This window comes from Flavobacterium sp. AK-301 (assembly GCF_058310215.1).
Window position 1 is genome coordinate 138,655 of sequence record NZ_JBZEES010000004.1, and the last position, 20,279, is coordinate 158,933.

Annotated in this window: 20 protein-coding genes and 2 tRNA genes; 11 read left to right on the forward strand and 11 right to left on the reverse strand. The window is 33.5% G+C overall.

The annotated features are described in order from the left end of the window. Positions 1-40: 40 nt before the first annotated feature. Positions 41-625 carry a Crp/Fnr family transcriptional regulator gene (locus tag AC4FQX_RS08570; protein WP_491167274.1) on the forward strand — a complete coding sequence of 195 codons (585 nt, stop codon included), beginning with the start codon at positions 41-43 and terminating at the stop codon, positions 623-625. A 351-nt stretch (positions 626-976) separates the two neighbouring features. Next, positions 977-1,618 carry an isochorismatase family protein gene (locus AC4FQX_RS08575; RefSeq protein WP_491167275.1) on the forward strand — a complete coding sequence of 214 codons (642 nt, stop codon included), beginning with the start codon at positions 977-979 and terminating at the stop codon, positions 1,616-1,618. A gap of 270 nt (positions 1,619-1,888) precedes the next feature. Here AC4FQX_RS08575 and dnaB read toward each other — a convergent pair whose 3' ends face one another. From dnaB to AC4FQX_RS08605, 6 genes are all read right to left on the reverse strand, one after another. Further along, the gene (dnaB, locus tag AC4FQX_RS08580) at positions 1,889-3,433 is read right to left on the reverse strand and encodes a replicative DNA helicase (RefSeq protein ID WP_491167276.1); all 1,545 of its coding nucleotides are present in this window, start codon (positions 3,431-3,433) and stop codon (positions 1,889-1,891) included. 143 nt (positions 3,434-3,576) lie between these two features. Then, the gene (locus AC4FQX_RS08585; protein ID WP_491167277.1) at positions 3,577-4,530 is read right to left on the reverse strand and encodes an acetyl-CoA carboxylase carboxyltransferase subunit alpha; all 954 of its coding nucleotides are present in this window, start codon (positions 4,528-4,530) and stop codon (positions 3,577-3,579) included. An 81-nt stretch (positions 4,531-4,611) separates the two neighbouring features. Next, complete coding sequence (locus AC4FQX_RS08590; RefSeq protein ID WP_491167278.1) at positions 4,612-5,502, reverse strand: DMT family transporter; 891 nt, start codon at positions 5,500-5,502, stop codon at positions 4,612-4,614. Next, positions 5,489-6,565, reverse strand: a complete 1,077-nt coding sequence (locus AC4FQX_RS08595; RefSeq protein ID WP_491167279.1) for an LptF/LptG family permease — start codon at positions 6,563-6,565, stop codon at positions 5,489-5,491. Before AC4FQX_RS08595 ends, AC4FQX_RS08590 begins: the two co-directional genes overlap by 14 nt. 21 nt (positions 6,566-6,586) lie before the next feature. Next, entirely contained in the window at positions 6,587-7,717 is a 1,131-nt protein-coding gene (gene tgt, locus AC4FQX_RS08600; protein ID WP_491167280.1) for a tRNA guanosine(34) transglycosylase Tgt, read from the reverse strand. Between the two features lie 278 nt (positions 7,718-7,995). Beyond that, the gene (locus AC4FQX_RS08605) at positions 7,996-9,201 is read right to left on the reverse strand and encodes an MFS transporter (RefSeq protein ID WP_491167281.1); all 1,206 of its coding nucleotides are present in this window, start codon (positions 9,199-9,201) and stop codon (positions 7,996-7,998) included. A 237-nt stretch (positions 9,202-9,438) separates the two neighbouring features. Between AC4FQX_RS08605 and AC4FQX_RS08610 the strand changes: the two genes are divergently transcribed. Together AC4FQX_RS08610 and AC4FQX_RS08615 are read left to right on the forward strand one after the other, a co-directional pair. Continuing rightward, positions 9,439-10,287, forward strand: coding sequence for a transketolase (locus AC4FQX_RS08610; RefSeq protein WP_491167282.1), 849 nt, complete (start codon positions 9,439-9,441; stop codon positions 10,285-10,287). Positions 10,288-10,366: 79 nt separating this feature from the next. Beyond that, entirely contained in the window at positions 10,367-11,323 is a 957-nt protein-coding gene (locus AC4FQX_RS08615) for a transketolase family protein (protein ID WP_491167283.1), read from the forward strand. Positions 11,324-11,539: 216 nt separating this feature from the next. Here AC4FQX_RS08615 and AC4FQX_RS08620 read toward each other — a convergent pair whose 3' ends face one another. Genes AC4FQX_RS08620 through AC4FQX_RS08630 form a run of 3 tightly spaced genes read right to left on the reverse strand, consistent with a single transcriptional unit; the run spans position 11,540 to position 14,837 of the window. Beyond that, the gene (locus AC4FQX_RS08620; RefSeq protein ID WP_491167284.1) at positions 11,540-12,793 is read right to left on the reverse strand and encodes a cation:dicarboxylate symporter family transporter; all 1,254 of its coding nucleotides are present in this window, start codon (positions 12,791-12,793) and stop codon (positions 11,540-11,542) included. A 14-nt stretch (positions 12,794-12,807) separates the two neighbouring features. Then, complete coding sequence (locus AC4FQX_RS08625; RefSeq protein WP_491167285.1) at positions 12,808-14,106, reverse strand: CitMHS family transporter; 1,299 nt, start codon at positions 14,104-14,106, stop codon at positions 12,808-12,810. A gap of 23 nt (positions 14,107-14,129) precedes the next feature. Then, positions 14,130-14,837: a DUF2490 domain-containing protein gene (locus tag AC4FQX_RS08630; RefSeq protein WP_491167286.1), complete on the reverse strand. Its 708-nt coding sequence runs from the start codon at positions 14,835-14,837 to the stop codon at positions 14,130-14,132. A 176-nt stretch (positions 14,838-15,013) separates the two neighbouring features. Here AC4FQX_RS08630 and AC4FQX_RS08635 point away from each other — a divergent pair, with 176 nt between their 5' ends. Together AC4FQX_RS08635 and AC4FQX_RS08640 are read left to right on the forward strand one after the other, a co-directional pair. Next, positions 15,014-16,114, forward strand: a complete 1,101-nt coding sequence (locus tag AC4FQX_RS08635; protein WP_491167287.1) for a sensor histidine kinase — start codon at positions 15,014-15,016, stop codon at positions 16,112-16,114. Then, positions 16,111-16,800: a LytR/AlgR family response regulator transcription factor gene (locus AC4FQX_RS08640; RefSeq protein ID WP_491167288.1), complete on the forward strand. Its 690-nt coding sequence runs from the start codon at positions 16,111-16,113 to the stop codon at positions 16,798-16,800. The genes AC4FQX_RS08635 and AC4FQX_RS08640 overlap by 4 nt, the downstream gene beginning before the upstream one ends. Before the next feature lie 130 nt (positions 16,801-16,930). Here AC4FQX_RS08640 and AC4FQX_RS08645 read toward each other — a convergent pair whose 3' ends face one another. Further along, positions 16,931-17,920, reverse strand: coding sequence for an FKBP-type peptidyl-prolyl cis-trans isomerase (locus AC4FQX_RS08645; RefSeq protein WP_491167289.1), 990 nt, complete (start codon positions 17,918-17,920; stop codon positions 16,931-16,933). 80 nt (positions 17,921-18,000) lie between these two features. On the opposite strand from AC4FQX_RS08645, the gene AC4FQX_RS08650 reads away from it, so the two are divergent. Genes AC4FQX_RS08650 through AC4FQX_RS08660 form a run of 3 tightly spaced genes read left to right on the forward strand, consistent with a single transcriptional unit; the run spans position 18,001 to position 19,462 of the window. Next, entirely contained in the window at positions 18,001-18,390 is a 390-nt protein-coding gene (locus AC4FQX_RS08650) for an RNA-binding S4 domain-containing protein (protein WP_491167290.1), read from the forward strand. Then, positions 18,377-18,958 carry a methyltransferase gene (locus AC4FQX_RS08655; protein WP_491167291.1) on the forward strand — a complete coding sequence of 194 codons (582 nt, stop codon included), beginning with the start codon at positions 18,377-18,379 and terminating at the stop codon, positions 18,956-18,958. Before AC4FQX_RS08650 ends, AC4FQX_RS08655 begins: the two co-directional genes overlap by 14 nt. Positions 18,959-18,964: 6 nt before the next feature. After that, the gene (locus tag AC4FQX_RS08660) at positions 18,965-19,462 is read left to right on the forward strand and encodes a phosphoribosyltransferase domain-containing protein (protein ID WP_491167292.1); all 498 of its coding nucleotides are present in this window, start codon (positions 18,965-18,967) and stop codon (positions 19,460-19,462) included. Here the strand turns inward: AC4FQX_RS08660 and AC4FQX_RS08665 are convergent. Next, positions 19,454-19,972, reverse strand: a complete 519-nt coding sequence (locus tag AC4FQX_RS08665) for a shikimate kinase (protein WP_491167293.1) — start codon at positions 19,970-19,972, stop codon at positions 19,454-19,456. The genes AC4FQX_RS08660 and AC4FQX_RS08665 overlap by 9 nt on opposite strands. 128 nt (positions 19,973-20,100) lie before the next feature. On the opposite strand from AC4FQX_RS08665, the gene AC4FQX_RS08670 reads away from it, so the two are divergent. Beyond that, positions 20,101-20,173, forward strand: a tRNA-Lys gene (locus AC4FQX_RS08670). A gap of 29 nt (positions 20,174-20,202) precedes the next feature. Next, positions 20,203-20,275, forward strand: a tRNA-Lys gene (locus AC4FQX_RS08675). Positions 20,276-20,279 lie beyond the last annotated feature (4 nt).

Sequence of the window (20,279 nt, forward strand, 5' to 3'; positions counted from 1 at the left end):
TGATTATATTTAGAATGATTTATTAATTGTAATTATTCAAATGTCCGAAAGTTTCAAAAATAATATTTTATACAAGTTGAGAGGTTCTGAAAGTGAGTTTGATCAGGTAAGAAACCTAATCCATCCTCTTCAATTAAAGAAAGGAACTATTCTTTTACGAGAAACGGAAATCTGTGACAAAGCTTTTTTTGTCTGCAAAGGTTTACTGTCATCTTATACTATTGATGAAAAAGGAAAGAAACACATTATCCAGTTTGCACCTGAAGACTGGTGGATCACAGACAGAAGCAGTTTTTATTTTAATGAGCCTTCTGACTTTAACATTGATGTTATTGAAGACAGTGAGGTCATTTATGTTAAAAAAGAATTTTTCGAAAAAGCAGAAACTGTCTTTCAAAATTTTAAATCTTTTGATACGCTTGCCCTACAGAATAATATTCGGCATATGCAGAAAAGAATAAACTACTTACTGAGCGCTACTGCTGAAAAAAAATATCTGGATTTTATTGCAACTTATCCGAATCTGGCTATGAGAGTTCCTTTGCAAATGATCGCTTCTTATCTTGGAATCACTCCTGAAAGTCTCAGCAGAGTTCGAAAAATTCTGGTACGAAAAGATTCTTAATCATGAATAATCTGCTTTGTAAAATGTCTAACTTTTACAGGGATTAATAAAAAGCCTCCTGACCGTTTATTAACACATTATGTAATATAACATCAGTCAGAGACTGATAAACACTCCTACGAAGTTAAAAACTTCGCAGAGCAGGGGTCATTTTTGTATTTCTTACCATAGATCAAGCACCAGCTATATCAATTCCTCTAAGTTTGTACTGTTAATGAGCTGGTCACAGACACTATCAAAAACTCTTCTGAATATTTGAAACGATTTTTGTTTTAGTTCAGTCTATTTAAAAAGGTGTCTGTCCGGATCTGTAAACATCAAACCTAATAATTACTTATAAAATTTTAAATTATGTCAGTAGTAACAAGAATTAATTCCGATGATGTAATAATACTTCTTATTGATCATCAAAGTGGTCTTTTTCAAACTGTAAAGGATATTGATATTGCAACATTACGTAACAATGTAACTGCTTTGGCAAAATTAGCAGCTCTGGAAAACATCCCTGTAATCACAACGGCATCTGTTCCGAGTGGCCCTAATGGTCCTTTAATGCCTGAAATCCATAAATATGCTCCTCATGCTGTTTATGTTCCTCGTAATGGGGAGATCAACTCTTGGGATACACCGGCATTTGTAGAAGCGGTTAAAAAAACCGGAAGAAAAAAACTGATCATTGCGGGTGTATTAACCAGTGTGTGTGTTGCTTTTCCGGCAATATCGGCGGTGACTGACGGTTTTGAAGTGTTTGCTGTAATTGATGCTTCGGGAGATATGAGTATATTATCTTCACAAACTACAATTGCCAGGCTGAGTTTAGCGGGTGTTGTTCCTATCACTACTATGGCGGTTGCCAGTGAGATTCAAAAAACATGGAATATTCCAAATCCTCTGGATTATGCTGAGGTTTACTCTAGTATAATGCCTAATTATCAGGCTGCAATTGAAAGCTATGAAATGGCTAAAAGTGTGGGAGAAACGGAAACGGTTTAAACCTTATAAACGAAAAGAGGCTGCCTAAAAAAGCAGCTTCTTTTCGTTTATAGAATTGAGTATTAATATTTTAGTATTGAAAAATTTCTATATTGTAAATCTCTTGTTTCTTGTTTTTCTAAACCTTGTAGATCTTATAATTCTACACAGCAATAAAGAACAATAAAATCTATTTATTCCTGTAACGGGACATACCTACAAGGTTTTAAAAACCTTGCAGGAAAACAACCTCTATTTCTTATTTTTAAATATTTTATTCTGATGTTTCTTTTAAAAAGGGACATCACTATCATCGTCAATACTATTCATATTACTGCCAAAGGCATCATGTGCTGACGGAAGGCTTTTTGTCATAAACGGATTATCATCCAGATTCATCTTTGACGGCAGATCGTCGAATCCATTACTGAAATCATCGAGGTTATCAAACTTACCCAGGTTTCCGATGAATTTTAATCGGATATTATCTAAACCACCATTTCTGTGTTTTGCAACAATAAACTCTGCCTGCCCTTGTGTTGGTGTATGTTCGTCATCATCCCATTCATCAATTTTATAATATTCAGGACGATAAATAAAGGAAACAATATCGGCATCCTGCTCAATTGCTCCGGATTCACGAAGATCTGAAAGTAAAGGTCTTTTACTTGATCCACGGGTTTCAACGGCACGTGATAACTGAGATAATGCAATTACAGGTACGCTTAACTCTTTTGCGAGTGCTTTTAAGTTTCGGGATATTGTAGAGATTTCCTGCTCTCGGTTTCCTCCTCCTTTTCCATTACCGCCGGCAGTCATTAACTGTAAATAATCAACCACTATGAGTTTTATTCCATGCTGTGATGCTAAACGTCTTGCTTTTGCACGTAAATCAAAAATTGATAATGAGGGGGTGTCATCAATAAATAAAGGTGCTTTTTCTAAGTTCTTTACCTTGATACTTAACTGTTCCCATTCGTGTTTTTCGAGTTTACCGGTACGTAATTTCTCGGAAGATAATCCGGTTTCGGAAGAAATAAGCCTTGTAATCAGCTGTACGGATGACATCTCCAGTGAGAATAATGCTACCGGATGTCCAAAATCAATGGCTATATTTCTTGCCATAGATAGCACAAAGGCTGTTTTACCCATACCGGGACGTGCTGCAATAATGATTAAATCACTCGGTTGCCATCCTGATGTTAGTTTATCGAGCATCTCAAAACCTGTGGCAATACCGCTTAAACCTTCTTTATTTGCTATTTCCTCAATTCTCTTTTTAGCTTGAATAACTAAACTCTGAGCGGTTTCGGAACTACGTTTTATATTTCCTTGTGTTACTTCGTATAGTTTTGATTCGGCTTTGTCCAGCAAATCAAAAACGTCTGTTGTTTCATCATAGGATTCTTCAATAATCTCTGAGGATATCTTAATTAAACTTCTCTGAATATATTTCTGCAATATAATTCTTGAGTGAAATTCAATATGTGCTGATGATGATATTTTCTGAGTCAGCTGAATCAAGTAATAATCACCTCCTACTGCTTCTAATTTAGCACTCTTTTTTAACTGAGAGGAAACTGTTAATAAGTCTATGGGCTGAGAATCGTTGAATAACTGAACGATTGCTTCAAAAATAAATTTATGGGCTTCTTTATAAAAAGCATCTGGTTGTAATATATCGATAACCTCATCTACCCCTTTCTTATCAATCATCATTGCCCCTAGTACTGCTTCCTCTAAATCCAGTGCCTGCGGAGGTAATTTACCTTTTTCAAGGGTTATAATCGTAGACTTATCTACTTTCATAGGGTTTATATTCCTTAGGTTTTCCATATTGCTAATGTAGCGAAAAATTAAAAATTAAATTATCTGAGTTATTAGCCTCAACTGTTCATAACTCTTGAAATGATGTTGATAACCACAAAAAAATCCGAAGCGATTATGACTTCGGATTAAATTATATATGAAATAGTAATTTATTCTTTGTATTCACCCATTTTACTGTATTTATCCATTCTTTGTTCTATCAACTTCTCTGTTGATAAATCTTTTAGCTCATTATATCCTTTCAGAATATATTTTTCTACTGTTTTGAATGTCGTTTCTCTGTCATAATGGGCTCCTCCTAACGGTTCGGGGATAATATCATCGATTAACTTTTGTTTCTTCATATCAAATGAAGTTAATTTTAATGCTTCGGCTGCTTGTTCTTTGAACTCCCAGCTTCTCCACAAGATTGAAGAACATGATTCGGGTGAAATAACGGAATACCAAGTATTTTCTAACATTAGAACTCTGTCACCAACGCCTATTCCTAAAGCTCCTCCTGAAGCTCCTTCTCCTACAATTACTGTAATAATAGGCACTTTTAATCGGAACATCTCAAAAATATTTCTGGCAATTGCTTCTCCCTGTCCGCGTTCTTCAGCTTCTAATCCCGGATAGGCACCCGGAGTATCTACTAAGGTTACTACAGGGATTCCGAATTTTTCAGCCATTTTCATAAGACGTAATGCTTTACGATATCCTTCCGGATTTGCCATTCCAAAATTTCTGTACTGACGGGTCTTGGTATTAAATCCTTTTTGCTGACCTATGATCATAAAAGACTGACCTCCTATTTTACCTAAACCACCAATCATTGCTTTATCGTCTTTAAAGCCTCTGTCTCCATGCAGTTCTAAGAAAGTATCCCCACAAAGTGCTTTTATATGGTCCAGAGTATAAGGTCTGCTTGGGTGTCTTGATAACTGAACACGCTGCCAGGCAGTTAGGTTTTTATATATATTTTTTTTAGTTTCTTCTAGTTTTTTCTCTATTTGCTTACAAGTATTTGTAACATCAATATCAGATTCCTGGCCAATAACCAAACATTTATCTAACTGATCTTCAAGTTCTTTAATAGGAAGCTCAAAATCTAAATATTCCATAGGATTTGTGCATTTTAGTTTTTAGTTCAAGCTACAAATATAAAATTTAATATCCGTGAACAAAAACAATAATTAATATAATTAGTTTTTACCTTTTTTATAACTCTTTATTATAGCATTCATTATGACTGTCGAGAGGATCACTAACGCTCCTATGTAAAATTCAAAATTCATACTTTCTTTTTCCGGGAAAAAAATTACTGCTAATAAAATTCCATAAACAGGCTCTAAATTAATCGTTAGCATAACTGTATAAGGGCTTATATGCTGCATCACTTTTACAGATTGAATAATAGCATATGCTGTACACACAGAGCTCAATATGAATAACCAGATCCAGTCTGATCCTGATAATGTAAAAAACTCAAGACTGAAACTATTACTGAACAACAGATATAGGGAAAGGAAAAACACTCCTCCTCCTAATTCATAAAATGACACTACTGACGGGGGGTATAATTTTGCTAGTTTACCATTAATAATCGAAAAAAGAGCGGATAAAAAAGCGGATATCAATGCTATAATAACCCCTGTAACCAAAATCCCTTCTACATTAAAAATAATATACAGACCACAAATCACAATTAATCCGAACAGGACTTCATACCAGATTATTTTTCTTTTATAAAAGACAGGTTCTAACAAAGAAGTAAAGAAAGCTCCTGTAGATAAACAAGCCAAGGTAATTGAAACATTTGACACTTTAATAGCCGTGAAAAAAGTAAGCCAGTGAACTGATAATATCAATCCACCTAAAAATAAAGCTACAAGTCCTTTTTTAGGAACTTGTATCGGGATCTTTTTATACCAGACATAAAGAGCAATGAATCCTACTGCAAACAACATTCTGAACCAAACTAGGGGTAAGGCATCTAGTGAGATTAATGAGCCTATAATAGCTGTGAAACCCCAGATAAAAACAACTAAATGAAGTTTTACATAACTTCTGATATTACTATTACCGTTTTGCATTACGTAATAAATATATAGCTAATAAACCAAAGGATACATTAGGTATCCAAACGGCAATTAAAGGAGGAATACTTGATTTTTCTGCCATTGTTCCAAAAATCTTATCAAAGAAAATAAAGGTAAAGGCAAGAGCAATACCTAAAGCTAGATTTGCTCCCATCCCTCCTCTTCTTTTCATTGAGGATACTGAAACGGCAATGATTGTTAGAATAAAAGCGGATACCGGCACGCTATATTTTTTATACTTTACAACTAAGTAAATATTGATATTGGAAGAGCCTCGTTGTTTTTCTTTTTCAATAAACTTATTCAATTCCGTCAGATTCAGAGTTTCTGCAATATAAATAACGGGGGTTAAATCGTCTAGATCAAAATTAAAAACAGTATCTTTTGTCTGCTCTGTATACAACACATCATTTAACTCTCCTACTTTTCTTTTATTAAAATTGGTCAATGTATAGGTACTATCTTTTGCATTCCACTTAATTCTTGTTGCAGTCAGTTTATACAGTAATTTATTGTCTTTGAACTTTTCCATAGAAAATTCATATCCTGTTTTAGAAACGGGGTTAAAATTACTCACATGAATAAATTCATCATCGCTAATCTGCCTGTAAACATCACTGCTCTCTCTGACTTCTGTATTCTTGTTTAAATAGGTGTATTTAAAATCATTAAATCCTTGACTTGCTTTCGGCACTAAAAAGAATCCCATTAATAATGAAAAAAGAGATACTATAGTGGCTCCAATAATGTAAGGTCTTAAAAACCTGGAGAAAGAAATACCAGAACTCAGAATAGCAATAATCTCTGTATTATTTGCCAGTTTTGAGGTAAACCAGATTACTGATAAGAATAAAAATATCGGGAATAATAAATTCGCAAAATATACTGTGAAATTAAAGTAATATTCTGCTACTGCCATGAAAGGCACCTTACTTTCCAGTATTCTGTTGATCTTTTCGGAAACATCAATTACAATACCTATAGGTATAAATAAAAGAAGCATAACTGAAAAGTTAAGCAAATATCTTTTTAATATATATTTATCAATTATACCCATTGGCTTCTGACGTGACTTTAATTATAATCTCTGATCCATTTGTTTTACCATCTTATTTTTCCATTCTGTAAAATCTCCTGCTAAGATATGTTTTCTGGCTTCACGAACTAACCATAAATAAAAACCGAGATTATGAATTGTAGCAATCTGTTTTCCTAAATACTCATTTGCAGCAAAAAGATGTCGCAAATAAGCTTTGGAATATTCTGTATCTACAAAAGTAATTCCCATTTCGTCAATAGGAGAGAAATCATCTGCCCATTTTTTATTTTTAATATTAATAGTACCGTGTGCTGTAAACAACATTCCGTTACGTGCATTTCGTGTAGGCATTACACAATCGAACATATCAACTCCAAGAGCCATATTTTCTAAAATATTGATTGGTGTTCCTACTCCCATCAGATATCGAGGTTTATCTTGGGGTAAAATATCACATACAATATCCGTCATTGCATACATTTCTTCTGCCGGCTCTCCTACTGAAAGACCTCCAATGGCATTACCTTGTGCACCTGCATTGGCAATATATTCTGCTGACTGTGTTCTCAGGTCTTTATAGGTACTTCCCTGAACAATCGGAAAAAGTGTTTGTTCGTAACCGTATTTATAAGGTAACTTTTCTAAATGATTAATACATCTATCCAGCCATCTATGCGTCATATGCATAGAACGTTTTGCATATTTATAATCACATGGATAAGGTGTACACTCGTCAAAAGCCATAATAATATCGGCTCCAATGGTACGTTGAATTTCCATTACATTTTCAGGAGAAAAGAAATGGTAGGATCCGTCAATATGAGATTTAAACTTAACTCCTTCTTCTTTAATTTTTCTGTTACTGGATAATGAATACACTTGATAACCGCCACTATCTGTTAAGATATTGCGATCCCAGTTCATGAATTTATGCAGTCCTCCTGCTTTTTCAAGTATTTCAGTCTGTGGTCTTAAATATAAATGATAGGTATTCCCTAAAATAATATCAGGATTAATATCTTCTTTTAATTCTCTCTGATGTACTCCTTTTACTGAGGCTACTGTTCCAACAGGCATAAAAATTGGTGTTTCAATTACACCGTGATCTGTGGTTATTTTTCCTGCTCTTGCTTTAGATAACGGGTCTTTCTGTAATAAATCAAACTTCATATCGGCTTTTTTCTAAGCGGCAAAGATAAATCATTTACGATATACGATTTATGATATACAATAATATTTTGACTATTCGATGGTTCGATTATTGGATAATTCGACTATCAGGTGATGATAACAAGGCTTTGCTGAACAGGATTATTAGATTTTTAGATAGTTTGATGGTTCGACTATCAGGTGTTAATAATCAAACTTTACTCTGCTTCGGCAAGCAGACACTAATAACATTTTACAAAACTATCAATTATCAACTAAAAACTATCAACTATAAAACGCTACATCTTTTTCAGTATATAATAAAATCCAATTGCTGCAATAACAGCTACAATTCCTGTTCCCCACCATAAAACGTCAAAACCGTAGTGTGATGCTATTTTTGTTCCGAAATAGGGGGAAATAATATAGGCGAGGGAGAAAGAGAAAGCTCCAAATCCCATATAAGCGCCACGGTTTTCTTTAACGGAACGCTTTACTGTAACGGTTGCAATGAAAGGTAGTACCAGTATTTCTGAAATACAGAGAACAAACATGGAAGAATATAATATCAGTTTGCCTCCATCAATTGTAAGCATTATAAAGGAAATACCACAAAGAATGGTTCCTAAAACAATCACTTGCATGGCACTCAATTTTTTTTCGGCAATATGAACTAAAAGCATTTCTAAAGCAAATACAACTACTCCGCTAAATCCTAAAATAAATCCGATTTCACCTTCATTCAGCTTATGTACTTTTTCATAGAACAGAGGTAATGTATTGAGTAACTGAAAAAAGCAGATAGAGTATAAAGCACACAGTATATTGAATATTATAAATTTTCTGTCGGTATAGGGTGAGCGTATTTTTTTATTCTGATCTTCTGTTATGTTATTTTTATGCAATGCTTGTTCATTTCCTTTTCGTCCATGAAAATAAAAATAAAAAAGTGCTGCTGCTGCTATTGCTGCAAATGCGTTTCCATAAAACAACCAGTCATAGGAAAAAGCAGCCAATAATCCTCCTAATGCAGGACCAATAGAAAAACCAAGATTAACTGCCATTCTGTTAAGAGAAAAAGCTTTGGTTATATTTTCAGGTTTAGCATAATAGGCTACAGAGACAGAGTTAGCAGGTCTGAAAGTATCGGTAATAATGCTTAAACAAAATACGCCTAAGGCAAGTGATTCGATTGTCTTGAAGAGTGGTAAAAGACAAAAAACAGGAACTGAAAGTAGCAAACTAAAAATCTGAACTTTAAAATGTCCTATTTTATCTGTCAGTTGCCCTCCCAGCCAGGATCCTATTACTGAACCTACTCCAAAACTTCCTAAAACAATACCAATATCATCGAGTTTAAAACCGAGTGATTTTGTCATGTATACTCCTAGAAAAGGCAAAACCATCGCTCCACTTCGGTTAATAAAAATAACTAATGCCAGCATCCACGCTGGTTGTGAAAGACCACGATAGGAATCAAGATATAATTGAAAAAAATTTTTCATTATAAAAAAAATTAGACTGGTTTTAGGGTTCTGTGAAAACGACACTCTCAATGAGACTATAAAATTATCACTATTTCAGCAGATTATCACATTTATTTCAATATTTTGTGAATAAAAATATCTTTTAATTCCTGTTGTAAATGCTAAAAGCATATCAATCAACAATTAAACAAAAGTGTTGGTACATCATCAAAATAAAACTACTTTTGTGATTAGTTTTAATTTACTTAAAGATCAATGAAGCCTAACACACAACAATTAAACGATTTAACAATTCAGGTACGAAGAGACATTCTTCGTATGGTTCATGCTGTAAACTCAGGACATCCGGGAGGATCTCTAGGTTGTACAGAATTTTTAGTAGCACTTTACAACAACTTAATGGATCGTAAAGAGGGGTTTGACATGGATGGAAAAAATGAGGATCTTTTCTTTCTTTCTAATGGTCATATATCTCCTGTTTTTTACAGCGTTCTAGCCCGAGCCGGTTATTTTCCTGTAAGTGAACTGGCTACTTTCAGACTTTTGAATTCCCGTTTACAGGGACACCCTACTACGCATGAAGGATTACCAGGAGTTCGTGCAGCTTCCGGATCTCTGGGACAAGGGCTGTCGGTTGCTCTTGGTGCTGCGCAGGCTAAAAAATTAAATGGTGATAAACATTTAGTATATAGTTTACATGGTGACGGGGAACTACAGGAAGGACAAAACTGGGAAGCTATCATGTATGCTTCTGCAAAAAAAGTAGACAATATCATTGCTACAGTCGACCTTAACGGAAAACAAATCGACGGTTCTACTGATGAGGTTCTGCCAATGGGAAGTATTCGTGCTAAATTTGAAGCTTTTGACTGGGATGTTCTTGAAATTCAGAAAGGAAATGATATTGAGGCAATTCTTGCCGGTATGAATGAGGCTAAATCCAGAACGGGAAAAGGTAAACCGATATGTGTATTACTACATACTGAAATGGGTAATGGAGTTGATTTTATGATGCATACTCATGCATGGCACGGAAAAGCTCCTAATGATGAACAATTAGAAAAAGCATTTTCTCAAAACCCGGTAACATTAGGTGATTATTAAAATCAGTATTTAAATATTTAAAATTAAATACTTTTAAAAACCATTAACAATTCGTTTGTTAATTGACAACTTAAGCAAAATGAAGAAATATACAAATACAGGAAATAAAGATACTCGTTCAGGCTTTGGAGCAGGGCTTACAGAATTAGGACAGAAAAACGAGAATGTAGTTGCTCTATGTGCTGACCTGATCGGTTCTTTGAAAATGGATGATTTTAAAAAAAATCATCCGGAACGTTTCTTTCAGATTGGTATTGCTGAAGCAAATATGATTGGTATTGCTGCAGGATTAACTATTGGTGGAAAAATTCCATTTACAGGAACGTTTGCAAACTTCTCTACAGGGAGAGTTTACGATCAAATTCGTCAGTCTGTTGCGTATTCTGATAAAAATGTAAAAATCTGTGCTTCTCATGCCGGATTAACATTAGGAGAAGATGGAGCAACACATCAGATTCTTGAAGACATAGGGTTAATGAAAATGCTTCCGGGAATGACTGTAATCAATACTTGTGATTACAATCAGACGAAAGCGGCTACATTGGCCATTGCAGATCATCACGGACCGGTCTATTTACGTTTTGGAAGACCAAGTGTTCCTAATTTCACTCCTGAAAACGGAACTTTTGAAATTGGTAAAGCAATTCTTCTTAATGAGGGAACGGATGTAACCATAATTGCTACAGGACATTTAGTATGGGAAGCTCTGATCGCTGCTGAAGCATTGGAAGCACAGGGAGTATCTGCTGAGGTAATCAATATCCACACTATTAAACCACTGGATGATACTGCTATATTAAAATCTGTTGCAAAAACAGGTTGTGTCGTTACTGCTGAGGAACATAACTTCTTAGGGGGTCTGGGTGAAAGTGTTGCGAGAGTATTATCTCTGAATCATCCTGCTCCGCAGGAATTTGTAGCGGTTCAGGACAGCTTTGGTGAATCTGGAACTCCAGATCAATTAATGGAAAAATACGGTTTAAACCGTCAGGCTATTGAAAAAGCAGCCTTGAAAGTAATAAAGAGAAAAAATTGATTACTTTTTTATTATAAAATAAAGAATCCGTCTGATAAATAAATTTCAGACGGATTTTTTATATATCTGCTTTGCGAAGTCCTCAAAGTATTGTAGGATAAATCATACATATAATACCATAAATTATATACAGAATTATACCTACAAGGTCAAAAAAAGACCTTGCAGGATAAATCGTATTATTGTAATCTCTTTTTTCTTGACTCTTGTCTCTATCTAATTTTCTGTTGATAGATTTATACTGTCATTAGCTGTAAATTCATTTTCAATTTTAGAGATAATAATCACTGCTATTGCATTCCCTATAAAGTTAACAATAGACCGGGCTTCGTTCATAAATTTATCTATACTAAAAAGAATAGCAAGCCCTTCGAGTGGAAATTTATTAATGATGCTCAGGGTTGTAGCTAATGCAATGAATCCTGAACCGGGAATTCCGGATGCTATTTTTGATGTAATCATTATAACTAATATAATACCTATAATATCTGATAACGATAACGGAATATTATATAACTGAGCTATAAAAATGGTTGATATAGGCAGAAATATTGACGCTCCTGTAAGGTTAAAAGAGTATCCTAATGGAATAACAAGACCTACAACGGTCCTGACACAACCTGCATTTTCTAACTTTGAAACAATTAGAGGAAATGCGGTACGTGAAGAGGAAGTACCTAAAACAATTAAAAGCTCTACTTTAATATAATTTAATAGTTTCCAAAGACTTATTTTATAATACCGTAATAAAAAACCCAATATTACAAAGATAAAAAAAGCCATAGTAATATAAGTTGTAGCTAATAATTTTCCTAAAGGCAATAAACTATTTATACCAAATTTAGAAACGGAATAAGCCATACTTCCAAAGATTGCAAAAGGAATCAGATAAAAAAAATACAGTAGTATTTTATATACTGTATTCATTATCTTTTGTAAACGCAATACGACTGTTTCCCGATGTTTATAAAAACTGATAGCAACTCCCAGTACAATTGCAAACAGAAACAACAATAATTGTCTGTTGAAAATCAAGTAACCATACCAGTTATACTCTAATAAGTGTTCGGCATTAGAATATACGGGGATATTTATAGTAAGATGTTCTCTGTCAATTTTACCCGGCTGTACTAAAAGAGCTGCGACAACACCTATAAGTATTGCTAATGTTGTAATAACTTCAAAATAAATAATTGCTTTTAGACTCACCCAACCTACTTTTTTTAAATTACCCACACTACTAATTCCTATTATAATAGTCAGGAAGATAATGGGCTGAATTAAAGGTTCTATCAGATAGAGAAAATTAATTCCAAGGAATTCCAGTTTAATACCTTGTTCGGGATAATAATGCCCAAACGCTATTCCTAACAACAATGCCAGAAATACATAAAATGTTAAATTTCTAAAAAAACCATTAGAAACCTGTAGATTGGATTGTAATCTATATTTATTTTTATTATCCCACACTAAAAAAAATAGTATTAAACATTAATTATACCTATAATTAAAGCGGCAAACAACATCACTACGGTTGAACCAAATGCCCATTTAAGTGTAAATTTCAAATGATCTGAGAAATCCACTCCTGCTAAGCCTACTAAAAGATAGGTAGACGGAACAAGAGGACTTAATAAGTGTACTGGTTGACCAATTAATGATGCACTGCCTATTTCTAATTTAGCAGCACCAAGATACATTCCTGTTTCTGCTATCAGAGGCAATATACCAAAATAATACGCATCATTACTTAAAAAAAAGGTTAATGGGGCACTGGTTAAAGCTGTGATAACAGGAAAAAGGTTACCCCAGGTTTCGGGAACTACTGATATCATTGAATTTGCCATAGCTCCCATCATTCCGGTACCGGATAATATTCCGGTAAAAATACCTGCGGCAAATATCATTGCGGCTACAGACAGCGCATTTCCGGCATGATTTTTCAGTATTTGTTGTTGATCTTCAAGTTTTGGATAATTGATAATAAGAGCAACACAAAAAGCAATCATAAAAGAAATTGCTAATGGTAATACATCAAGTATCATGGATACTAACAAAGCAATTGTAAGTGCTAAATTAATCCAAATCAGTTTTGGTCTTTTTAACTGATAATCTTCTGATTCAGACAAAAGATCATTATTATCATGCCGATTTAAATCATTCTTTCCCCTGGCAATCTTTCTTTTTTCTTTTTTCCCCAACCAAAATGCAACAAACACCACCCATAAAGCACCCACAGCCATTATAGGTATCATGGGTACAAAAAGCTCTGAACTATCCATAGACATTGTCGTCATTGCTCTGGCAGTTGGTCCACCCCACGGCAGTATATTCATAATACCTCCGCCAAGCATAACAATACCGGTCAACACGAGAGGACTTATACCTTGTTTTTTATATAGTGGCAACATTGCTGAAACTACAATCAGATATGTAGTGGCACCATCTCCATCCAGTGAGACAATCAACGTTAGAATAGCTGTTCCTACAGTAATTTTTATCGGATCTCCTTTTACTAGTTCTAATATCTTATTTACGAGTGGATCAAAAAGCCCGGTATCTATCATAAGACTGAAAAACAATATTCCAAAGATGAGCATAACTCCTGTGGGAGCAATATCTTTAACTCCTGTCATCATTATACTGCCAAGTTCTTGATAAAACCCACCAATACAGGCAAAAATAATAGGTATAACGATTAAGGCTGTTAAAGGAAATAATCGTTTTGTCATTATAAAGTACATAAATGTAACTATCATTGTAAATCCGAGAATTGTAAGCATAATGTGTATGTTTTTAGATTAGTTTAGTTTTCTGATTGTTTCGTGAAATCGAAAGAATTCCTGAATGAGAAAAAAATGTAATTAGAGGTATTACCTGGTCCTAACTGATTAATAAAACCTAGTTCTAATGCAGATTTTTTACTTGTATTTATCCCCAAACCTGCGGTAATTCTATTACTGTCAAACTGTTCTTCTTTTACTACTCTCATACGAATTTCGTTTTTAAATATTCCGTAAAAAACATTCGGTTTATCTTCACAGTTTAAAGGAAATTTTAAGGATAAAAGGTAACGGAACCTCACAACAAAATCATTTGGATTAGTTAAAAAACGTTCTTCTATTCTATACCGATGTATTAAAGAGGTACGACCAAGACGGTTTTTTATGGTCAGCTGCTGATAAAGGCGATTTTCATGTCTAATTTTTTTTTCGTCATCATCAATATAGGATTCTAATATCAAAAACATATATCCGGCAGCGGGATAGAGATTATTTTTCTGTTTTCGCTCTAAATAAGTTGATACAAGAAATAGTCTTGTATCTTTTAACACATCAAATGAACGATACTGGGATAAAGCGGTAAAACTATATCTATCACTTAGTTTTCCGGTCATAGTATACTGATACCACGCATTATACGTGTCTTTTTGTGAATAGCAGACTATATTGAACATCAAAAAAAATGAACAAATAATTATAAATCTTGGTAATATTCTAAATCCTAATGACATATTTTAAGTTTTTATTAACATAAATATAGAATAACCAAGAATTAATCTCTCTATTTATTCAACAAACGACCGTTTTCATCAGTGAACAACTCAAATTATTTTTCCAGGAAAACAACATTATATATAATTTTTGATATATATTTAAAAAAATTCTCTAATTATTAATTTAAAAACATATGGTTTTACTAATAAATATCGTGATTCTGCTAATTGCCTTCCGCTTACTTTTTGAGCAGAAGATCATTAGCGGTTTAATGACAAAAAAATGGAGTAATCTCATCACTATACAGCATATTATATTTCTGATAATATATACTACTACTATATTTTTCTTTGTGTGTTATTTCAATATAATGCCTTTTATTATTTACCAGATAACGTTTATACTTGCTTTAAATCTAACGCTGTATATTATATGCTATTCTTATCTGGTACCTGCTTATTACCAAACTAATAAATATCCTGAATATATCTTATATGTACTGATACTTTTCATTGTTTCAAGCTTGACAAGAATACTTATAGAACCTTTATTTTACAGCAATTCTACGCTAACAGACCTGAACGAAAATATATGGATAATCAGCATTTACGGATCTCAAAGCATCGTAATTCTGGTCGCTTCTTTTTTAGGAATATCAAAACACAAGTTTATAATAGAAAATGATTACAGGGATTTGGAATATCAAAAAAACAAAACTGAAATCAACTTACTGAAATCAAAAATCAACCCTCATTTTTTATTAAATACGCTTAATAACATCTATTCAAATAATTATACACAGGGTAACACCTCTGCTGTAGCAATTTTACATTTGAGTCAACTCCTTCAATATATTATTTATGAAACTGATAAAAAGAAAATTACATTATATAAAGAATTTGAAATAATGAAAGCTTTGGCAGGATTGTATAAACTAAAATACAATACTGAATTATTAATTGAATTTTTAATTGAGGAGGATGATATACAGGAACAGATAGAGATACCTCCTTCTATCTTTTTTACACTTTTTGAAAATGCATTAAAACATTCTTCTATTGGTAATGAGAAAGATGCTTATATAAAAGTTGTATTTAAAAGGATTGATAATGAAATTATTTTTAAAATCATTAATTCTATTTCTGAAAACAACTATTGTGCTAATCATAGTTATAAAGGTATGGGAATGTCTACTCTTAGAAAAATACTGGATATTGAATATGCTAAAAAGTACTTATTAATCGAAAAATCATCGAATAAAATGTATTTTTCTACTTTAAAAATAAAAATATGAATGCGTTAAGAGCTATCGGAATCGATGATGAATATTCCGCATTGGAGCTAATCCATAACTATTGTAGTAAAACTGAAGATATTGATTTACTAAAAACTTTTATTCATCCTGAGGAAGCAATATCATTTTTAAATAAAAACAATATTGATATTCTGATACTGGATATTAATATGCCTTTAATGGACGGTATTGATTTTCTACAAAAAACCGGAAACAACATGCTTTGTATTTTTATTACGGCAGAACAACAACATGCCGCTAAGGCTTATGAACTGGATGTAATAGATTATCTTATTAAGCCTGTAAGTTTTGAACGTTTTGAAAAAGCAATTATCAAAGCAAAGGAATACCATCGATTTACCAAATTTAAGGAGGAGGAGAAATTCATTATGTTTAAATCAAACTATATTATTAATAAAGTAAAATTAGATGACATTCTCTGGATTGAGGGTTTTGGAGAGTATATAAAAATTATATCTCGTTATAAGAAATATATGGTTTTAGAAAGAATAGCTAAATTTGAGGAGATGTACCGCCATTTAGGTTTTATCAGAATCCATAAATCATATCTGATCTTAAAAGGGCATATTGTCTCTTTTAACTCTCGTACTGTAATTCTTAAAAATGGAGAAAAACTACCTATCGGAAGAAGCTACAAGGATAATCTGAAAATGAATAGCTTTTAGTTGGTTGTTGGTTGTTGGTTGTTGGTTGTTGGTTGTTGGTTGTTGGTTGTTGGTTGTTGGTTGTTTTTAAATTATAATCATAAAAAATCCCGCAAATGCGGGATTTTTTAGTTTTTAATCAACTGTATTTTTAATGACAGGCAGGATCTAAATGCTTTTTTAATGTACCGCCCGGACAGGTTGGAATATTATCAAAACTATATAAAACTCCGTTTTCATCTGTAATTTCTTTTCTGGTTGAGAAACCGTCTCCATCATCATCTGTATCTAAGAAGTTAGGAATACCATCTCCGTCTGTGTCATCATCATAGAAATCTCCATTTCCATTAATATCTTCGTGTATTGAAAGAATACCATCATTATCATGATCCATATGTTTTAAAGACATTAATTTTACAGCAAAAATTAATGGAGAATAAGAAGGAACTTTACTTGAAGGGCTTGAATTAAAATATGCTAATCCGGAAGGCAAGAAAAACACACCTGCTCCATATTGTCCATAATCTATCGTTCCATCCGGATTCTCTGTAAAAGGTCCTCCTGTTTTAAATAAAGGCATCATATTTCTCATTCCTGAAATGGTTCCTTCACTTTCTACCACTCTGGTACCCGAATTATTAGGAAGAATTCGAACATCCTGAATCAGCCATACCGGATTTGGAGCATAATCGAATTGGATATTATTCAGTAAGATTCCATTATATGCCATAAAGGTTGAATCTACTTTTGTTGGGTTTTCTCCTGATCCTTCTCTGAAACTAATATAATATACTTTATATTCTACGGGATCATCTATTAGGGTTCCTGCAAAATCTACAGTGCTTTTTCTTATTCTGGTATCGTTTTTAACTGTTTTAAACTGTAATGGGTAATCTGTTTGTAATCGAACAGAAGTCTGTGTTCCTCCTGTAGGAATTTTAGCGAAAGTAACATTATAGTCAGCATCTACTGTCATATAATGGGTGTCTAAAAAAACGTCTATTGAATCGATATCAGCGGCATATTGTACTGCTCGATCTCTGGGAGGTGCAATGGTAACGCCATTATCATCATCTTTTTTACAAGAAAATATAGTGATACTCAAAACGAATAAAACCAAAAAAACCTTAAATCTATTCATTATTACTTATTTTTGGGGTGCAAGATACAATTTTGATTTATTTTTGTATGACTAATTAACGCTGAATTTTCTAAAATAACATGAGAGTAGATAAATATTTATGGTGTGTGAGGTATTACAAAACCAGAAATATAGCCACGGAAGCTTGTAAAAAAGGACATATAACGGTAAATGGACAGGCTGCAAAGCCTTCGAGGGAAGTTTTTCCTACGGATAAAATCACATTGAGAAAAGACCAGATTGTTTATATGCTAACTGTACTGGATGTTCCTGCAAATCGCGTGGGAGCAAAACTGGTTGATATTTACAGAAAGGATGAGACTCCTGCGGAAGCATTTGCGCATCTTGAACTTCTGAAACTATCAAAGGAGCATTACAGAAAAAGAGGGGAAGGAAGACCTACTAAAAAAGACCGCAGAGATTTGGATGAATTTGGTAATGACATAGAGGATGAAAATGATTCTGAATAAAAACTATTGGGAAGATCGGTATTTTAATGAAAAAACCGGATGGGATGTTGGTTCTGTAACTACTCCCATAAAAGAATATATTGACCAGCTAGAGGATAAATCAATTAAGATACTAATACCGGGAGCGGGCAACGGATATGAATTTGAATATTTACTGTCCTGTGGGTTTAAAAACAGTTTTGTCATTGATATTGCGAAAGCTCCGTTAGACAATATTAAAAATCGAATTTCTTCTGTACAGGATTCACAACTTATTGATTGCGATTTTTTTAATCATCAGGGAAAATATGATCTGATACTGGAACAGACTTTTTTCTGTGCTATACCAAAGGAACAAAGGGAAGATTATGCTAAAAAAATGAAGTCTTTATTGAATCCGAATGGGAAATTAGTCGGTTTACTTTTTCAGTGTTCTTTTCCGGGAAACGAGCCTCCTTTTGGCGGTTCAAAACAGGAATATGAAAGATTATTTGGGAAATATTTTACAATCAGAGTACTTGAAACTGCCTATAATTCAATAGAACCCCGAAAAGAAAACGAACTCTTTTTTATATTTGAACAAAAATAAACCGCCATGAGTAAAAATATTATACTGAACCACCAGGAAATTGAACATAAGACTAAAAGAATCGCTTATCAAATTTATGAAACCTTTGTGGATGAAAAAGAGATCGTGATGGCGGGAATCGCAAAAAACGGTTATATTTTTGCGGAAAAAATAGCGACTGCGGTTGAAGAAATTTCGGATTTAAAAGTTATTCTCTGTGAGGTAAAAATCGATAAAGAGAACGCTAATTCAAGTATAACGACTTCTCTTCCTAAGGAGGAATATCAGAATAAAGGTCTGGTTCTTGTTGATGATGTACTGAACTCGGGCACTACGCTTGTATATGGTGTTAAACATTTTTTGGATGTGCCTTTGAAAAAATTTAAAACGGCAGTCCTTGTTGATAGAAACCACAAAAAATACCCTGTTAAAGCTGATTTTAAAGGGATCTCATTATCTACTTCTTTGCAGGAGCATGTACAGGTTGTATTTGATGAAAAGGGAGATTATGCTTATTTAAGCTAAAATCGCTACAATTTCGTCTACAATGGTATCACGAGATTTTCCGTCTACTGAAATCTTGTGTTTTGCCTGATTATAATAATAGCTTCTGTCAAAAAGATGTTTTGCAATGAACTCTTTTAATTCACCTGCTTCTTTAGAGGCGATTATAGGGCGTTTTGCCTTGTCCAAAGTAAGTCTGCTATACAATTCCTCAACTGAAGCTTTCAAGTACACAGAAACGACATTATCTTGCTGTAGAAGCTCATGGTTATTGCTATAGCATGGGGTACCCCCTCCTATGCTTAATATAAACTCATCGTCAGACTGCATTAATTCATTAAAAATGATACTTTCGAGTTTCCTGAAATAGATTTCTCCTTTTTCTTCAAATATTTCCTTAATGGACATTTCTGCTCTTTTTTCGATAATCTGATCGAGGTCTAATACTTTGAATCTTGTCTTTTTTGATAATAATTCGGCAATAACGGACTTCCCCGACCCCATATATCCTAATAAAATAATTTTTTGCATATCAATAAATCCCTATAAACTAAGCTGTTAATATATTTGTAATAAAAAAAAACAAATTTATAATAAAAATGCTTGGTAAAATAAATAAATACACCTTATATTTGCACCCGCATTCAAGGAAAGAATTTGACTCGATAGCTCAGTTGGTAGAGCACATCACTTTTAATGATGGGGTCCTGGGTTCGAGCCCCAGTCGGGTCACAAATTTACATACTTTCCCTGATAGCAATGACTCGATAGCTCAGTTGGTAGAGCACATCACTTTTAATGATGGGGTCCTGGGTTCGAGCCCCAGTCGGGTCACAAA

What these genes read in the sequence shown, in the direction of transcription:
- AC4FQX_RS08605 (WP_491167281.1), bottom strand. Translation starts at nt 9,201, where the DNA reads ATGAAAAATTTTTTTCAATTATATCTTGATTCCTATCGTGGTCTTTCA.
- AC4FQX_RS08590 (WP_491167278.1), bottom strand. Translation starts at nt 5,502, where the DNA reads ATGCAAAACGGTAATAGTAATATCAGAAGTTATGTAAAACTTCATTTA.
- AC4FQX_RS08615 (WP_491167283.1), top strand. Translation starts at nt 10,367, where the DNA reads ATGAAGAAATATACAAATACAGGAAATAAAGATACTCGTTCAGGCTTT.
- AC4FQX_RS08660 (WP_491167292.1), top strand. Translation starts at nt 18,965, where the DNA reads ATGAGTAAAAATATTATACTGAACCACCAGGAAATTGAACATAAGACT.
- AC4FQX_RS08665 (WP_491167293.1), bottom strand. Translation starts at nt 19,972, where the DNA reads ATGCAAAAAATTATTTTATTAGGATATATGGGGTCGGGGAAGTCCGTT.
- AC4FQX_RS08640 (WP_491167288.1), top strand. Translation starts at nt 16,111, where the DNA reads ATGAATGCGTTAAGAGCTATCGGAATCGATGATGAATATTCCGCATTG.
- AC4FQX_RS08625 (WP_491167285.1), bottom strand. Translation starts at nt 14,106, where the DNA reads ATGCTTACAATTCTCGGATTTACAATGATAGTTACATTTATGTACTTT.
- AC4FQX_RS08570 (WP_491167274.1), top strand. Translation starts at nt 41, where the DNA reads ATGTCCGAAAGTTTCAAAAATAATATTTTATACAAGTTGAGAGGTTCT.
- AC4FQX_RS08645 (WP_491167289.1), bottom strand. Translation starts at nt 17,920, where the DNA reads ATGAATAGATTTAAGGTTTTTTTGGTTTTATTCGTTTTGAGTATCACT.
- AC4FQX_RS08595 (WP_491167279.1), bottom strand. Translation starts at nt 6,565, where the DNA reads ATGGGTATAATTGATAAATATATATTAAAAAGATATTTGCTTAACTTT.
- AC4FQX_RS08630 (WP_491167286.1), bottom strand. Translation starts at nt 14,837, where the DNA reads ATGTCATTAGGATTTAGAATATTACCAAGATTTATAATTATTTGTTCA.
- AC4FQX_RS08610 (WP_491167282.1), top strand. Translation starts at nt 9,439, where the DNA reads ATGAAGCCTAACACACAACAATTAAACGATTTAACAATTCAGGTACGA.
- AC4FQX_RS08585 (WP_491167277.1), bottom strand. Translation starts at nt 4,530, where the DNA reads ATGGAATATTTAGATTTTGAGCTTCCTATTAAAGAACTTGAAGATCAG.
- AC4FQX_RS08650 (WP_491167290.1), top strand. Translation starts at nt 18,001, where the DNA reads ATGAGAGTAGATAAATATTTATGGTGTGTGAGGTATTACAAAACCAGA.
- AC4FQX_RS08655 (WP_491167291.1), top strand. Translation starts at nt 18,377, where the DNA reads ATGATTCTGAATAAAAACTATTGGGAAGATCGGTATTTTAATGAAAAA.
- AC4FQX_RS08575 (WP_491167275.1), top strand. Translation starts at nt 977, where the DNA reads ATGTCAGTAGTAACAAGAATTAATTCCGATGATGTAATAATACTTCTT.
- dnaB (WP_491167276.1), bottom strand. Translation starts at nt 3,433, where the DNA reads ATGGAAAACCTAAGGAATATAAACCCTATGAAAGTAGATAAGTCTACG.
- AC4FQX_RS08635 (WP_491167287.1), top strand. Translation starts at nt 15,014, where the DNA reads ATGGTTTTACTAATAAATATCGTGATTCTGCTAATTGCCTTCCGCTTA.
- tgt (WP_491167280.1), bottom strand. Translation starts at nt 7,717, where the DNA reads ATGAAGTTTGATTTATTACAGAAAGACCCGTTATCTAAAGCAAGAGCA.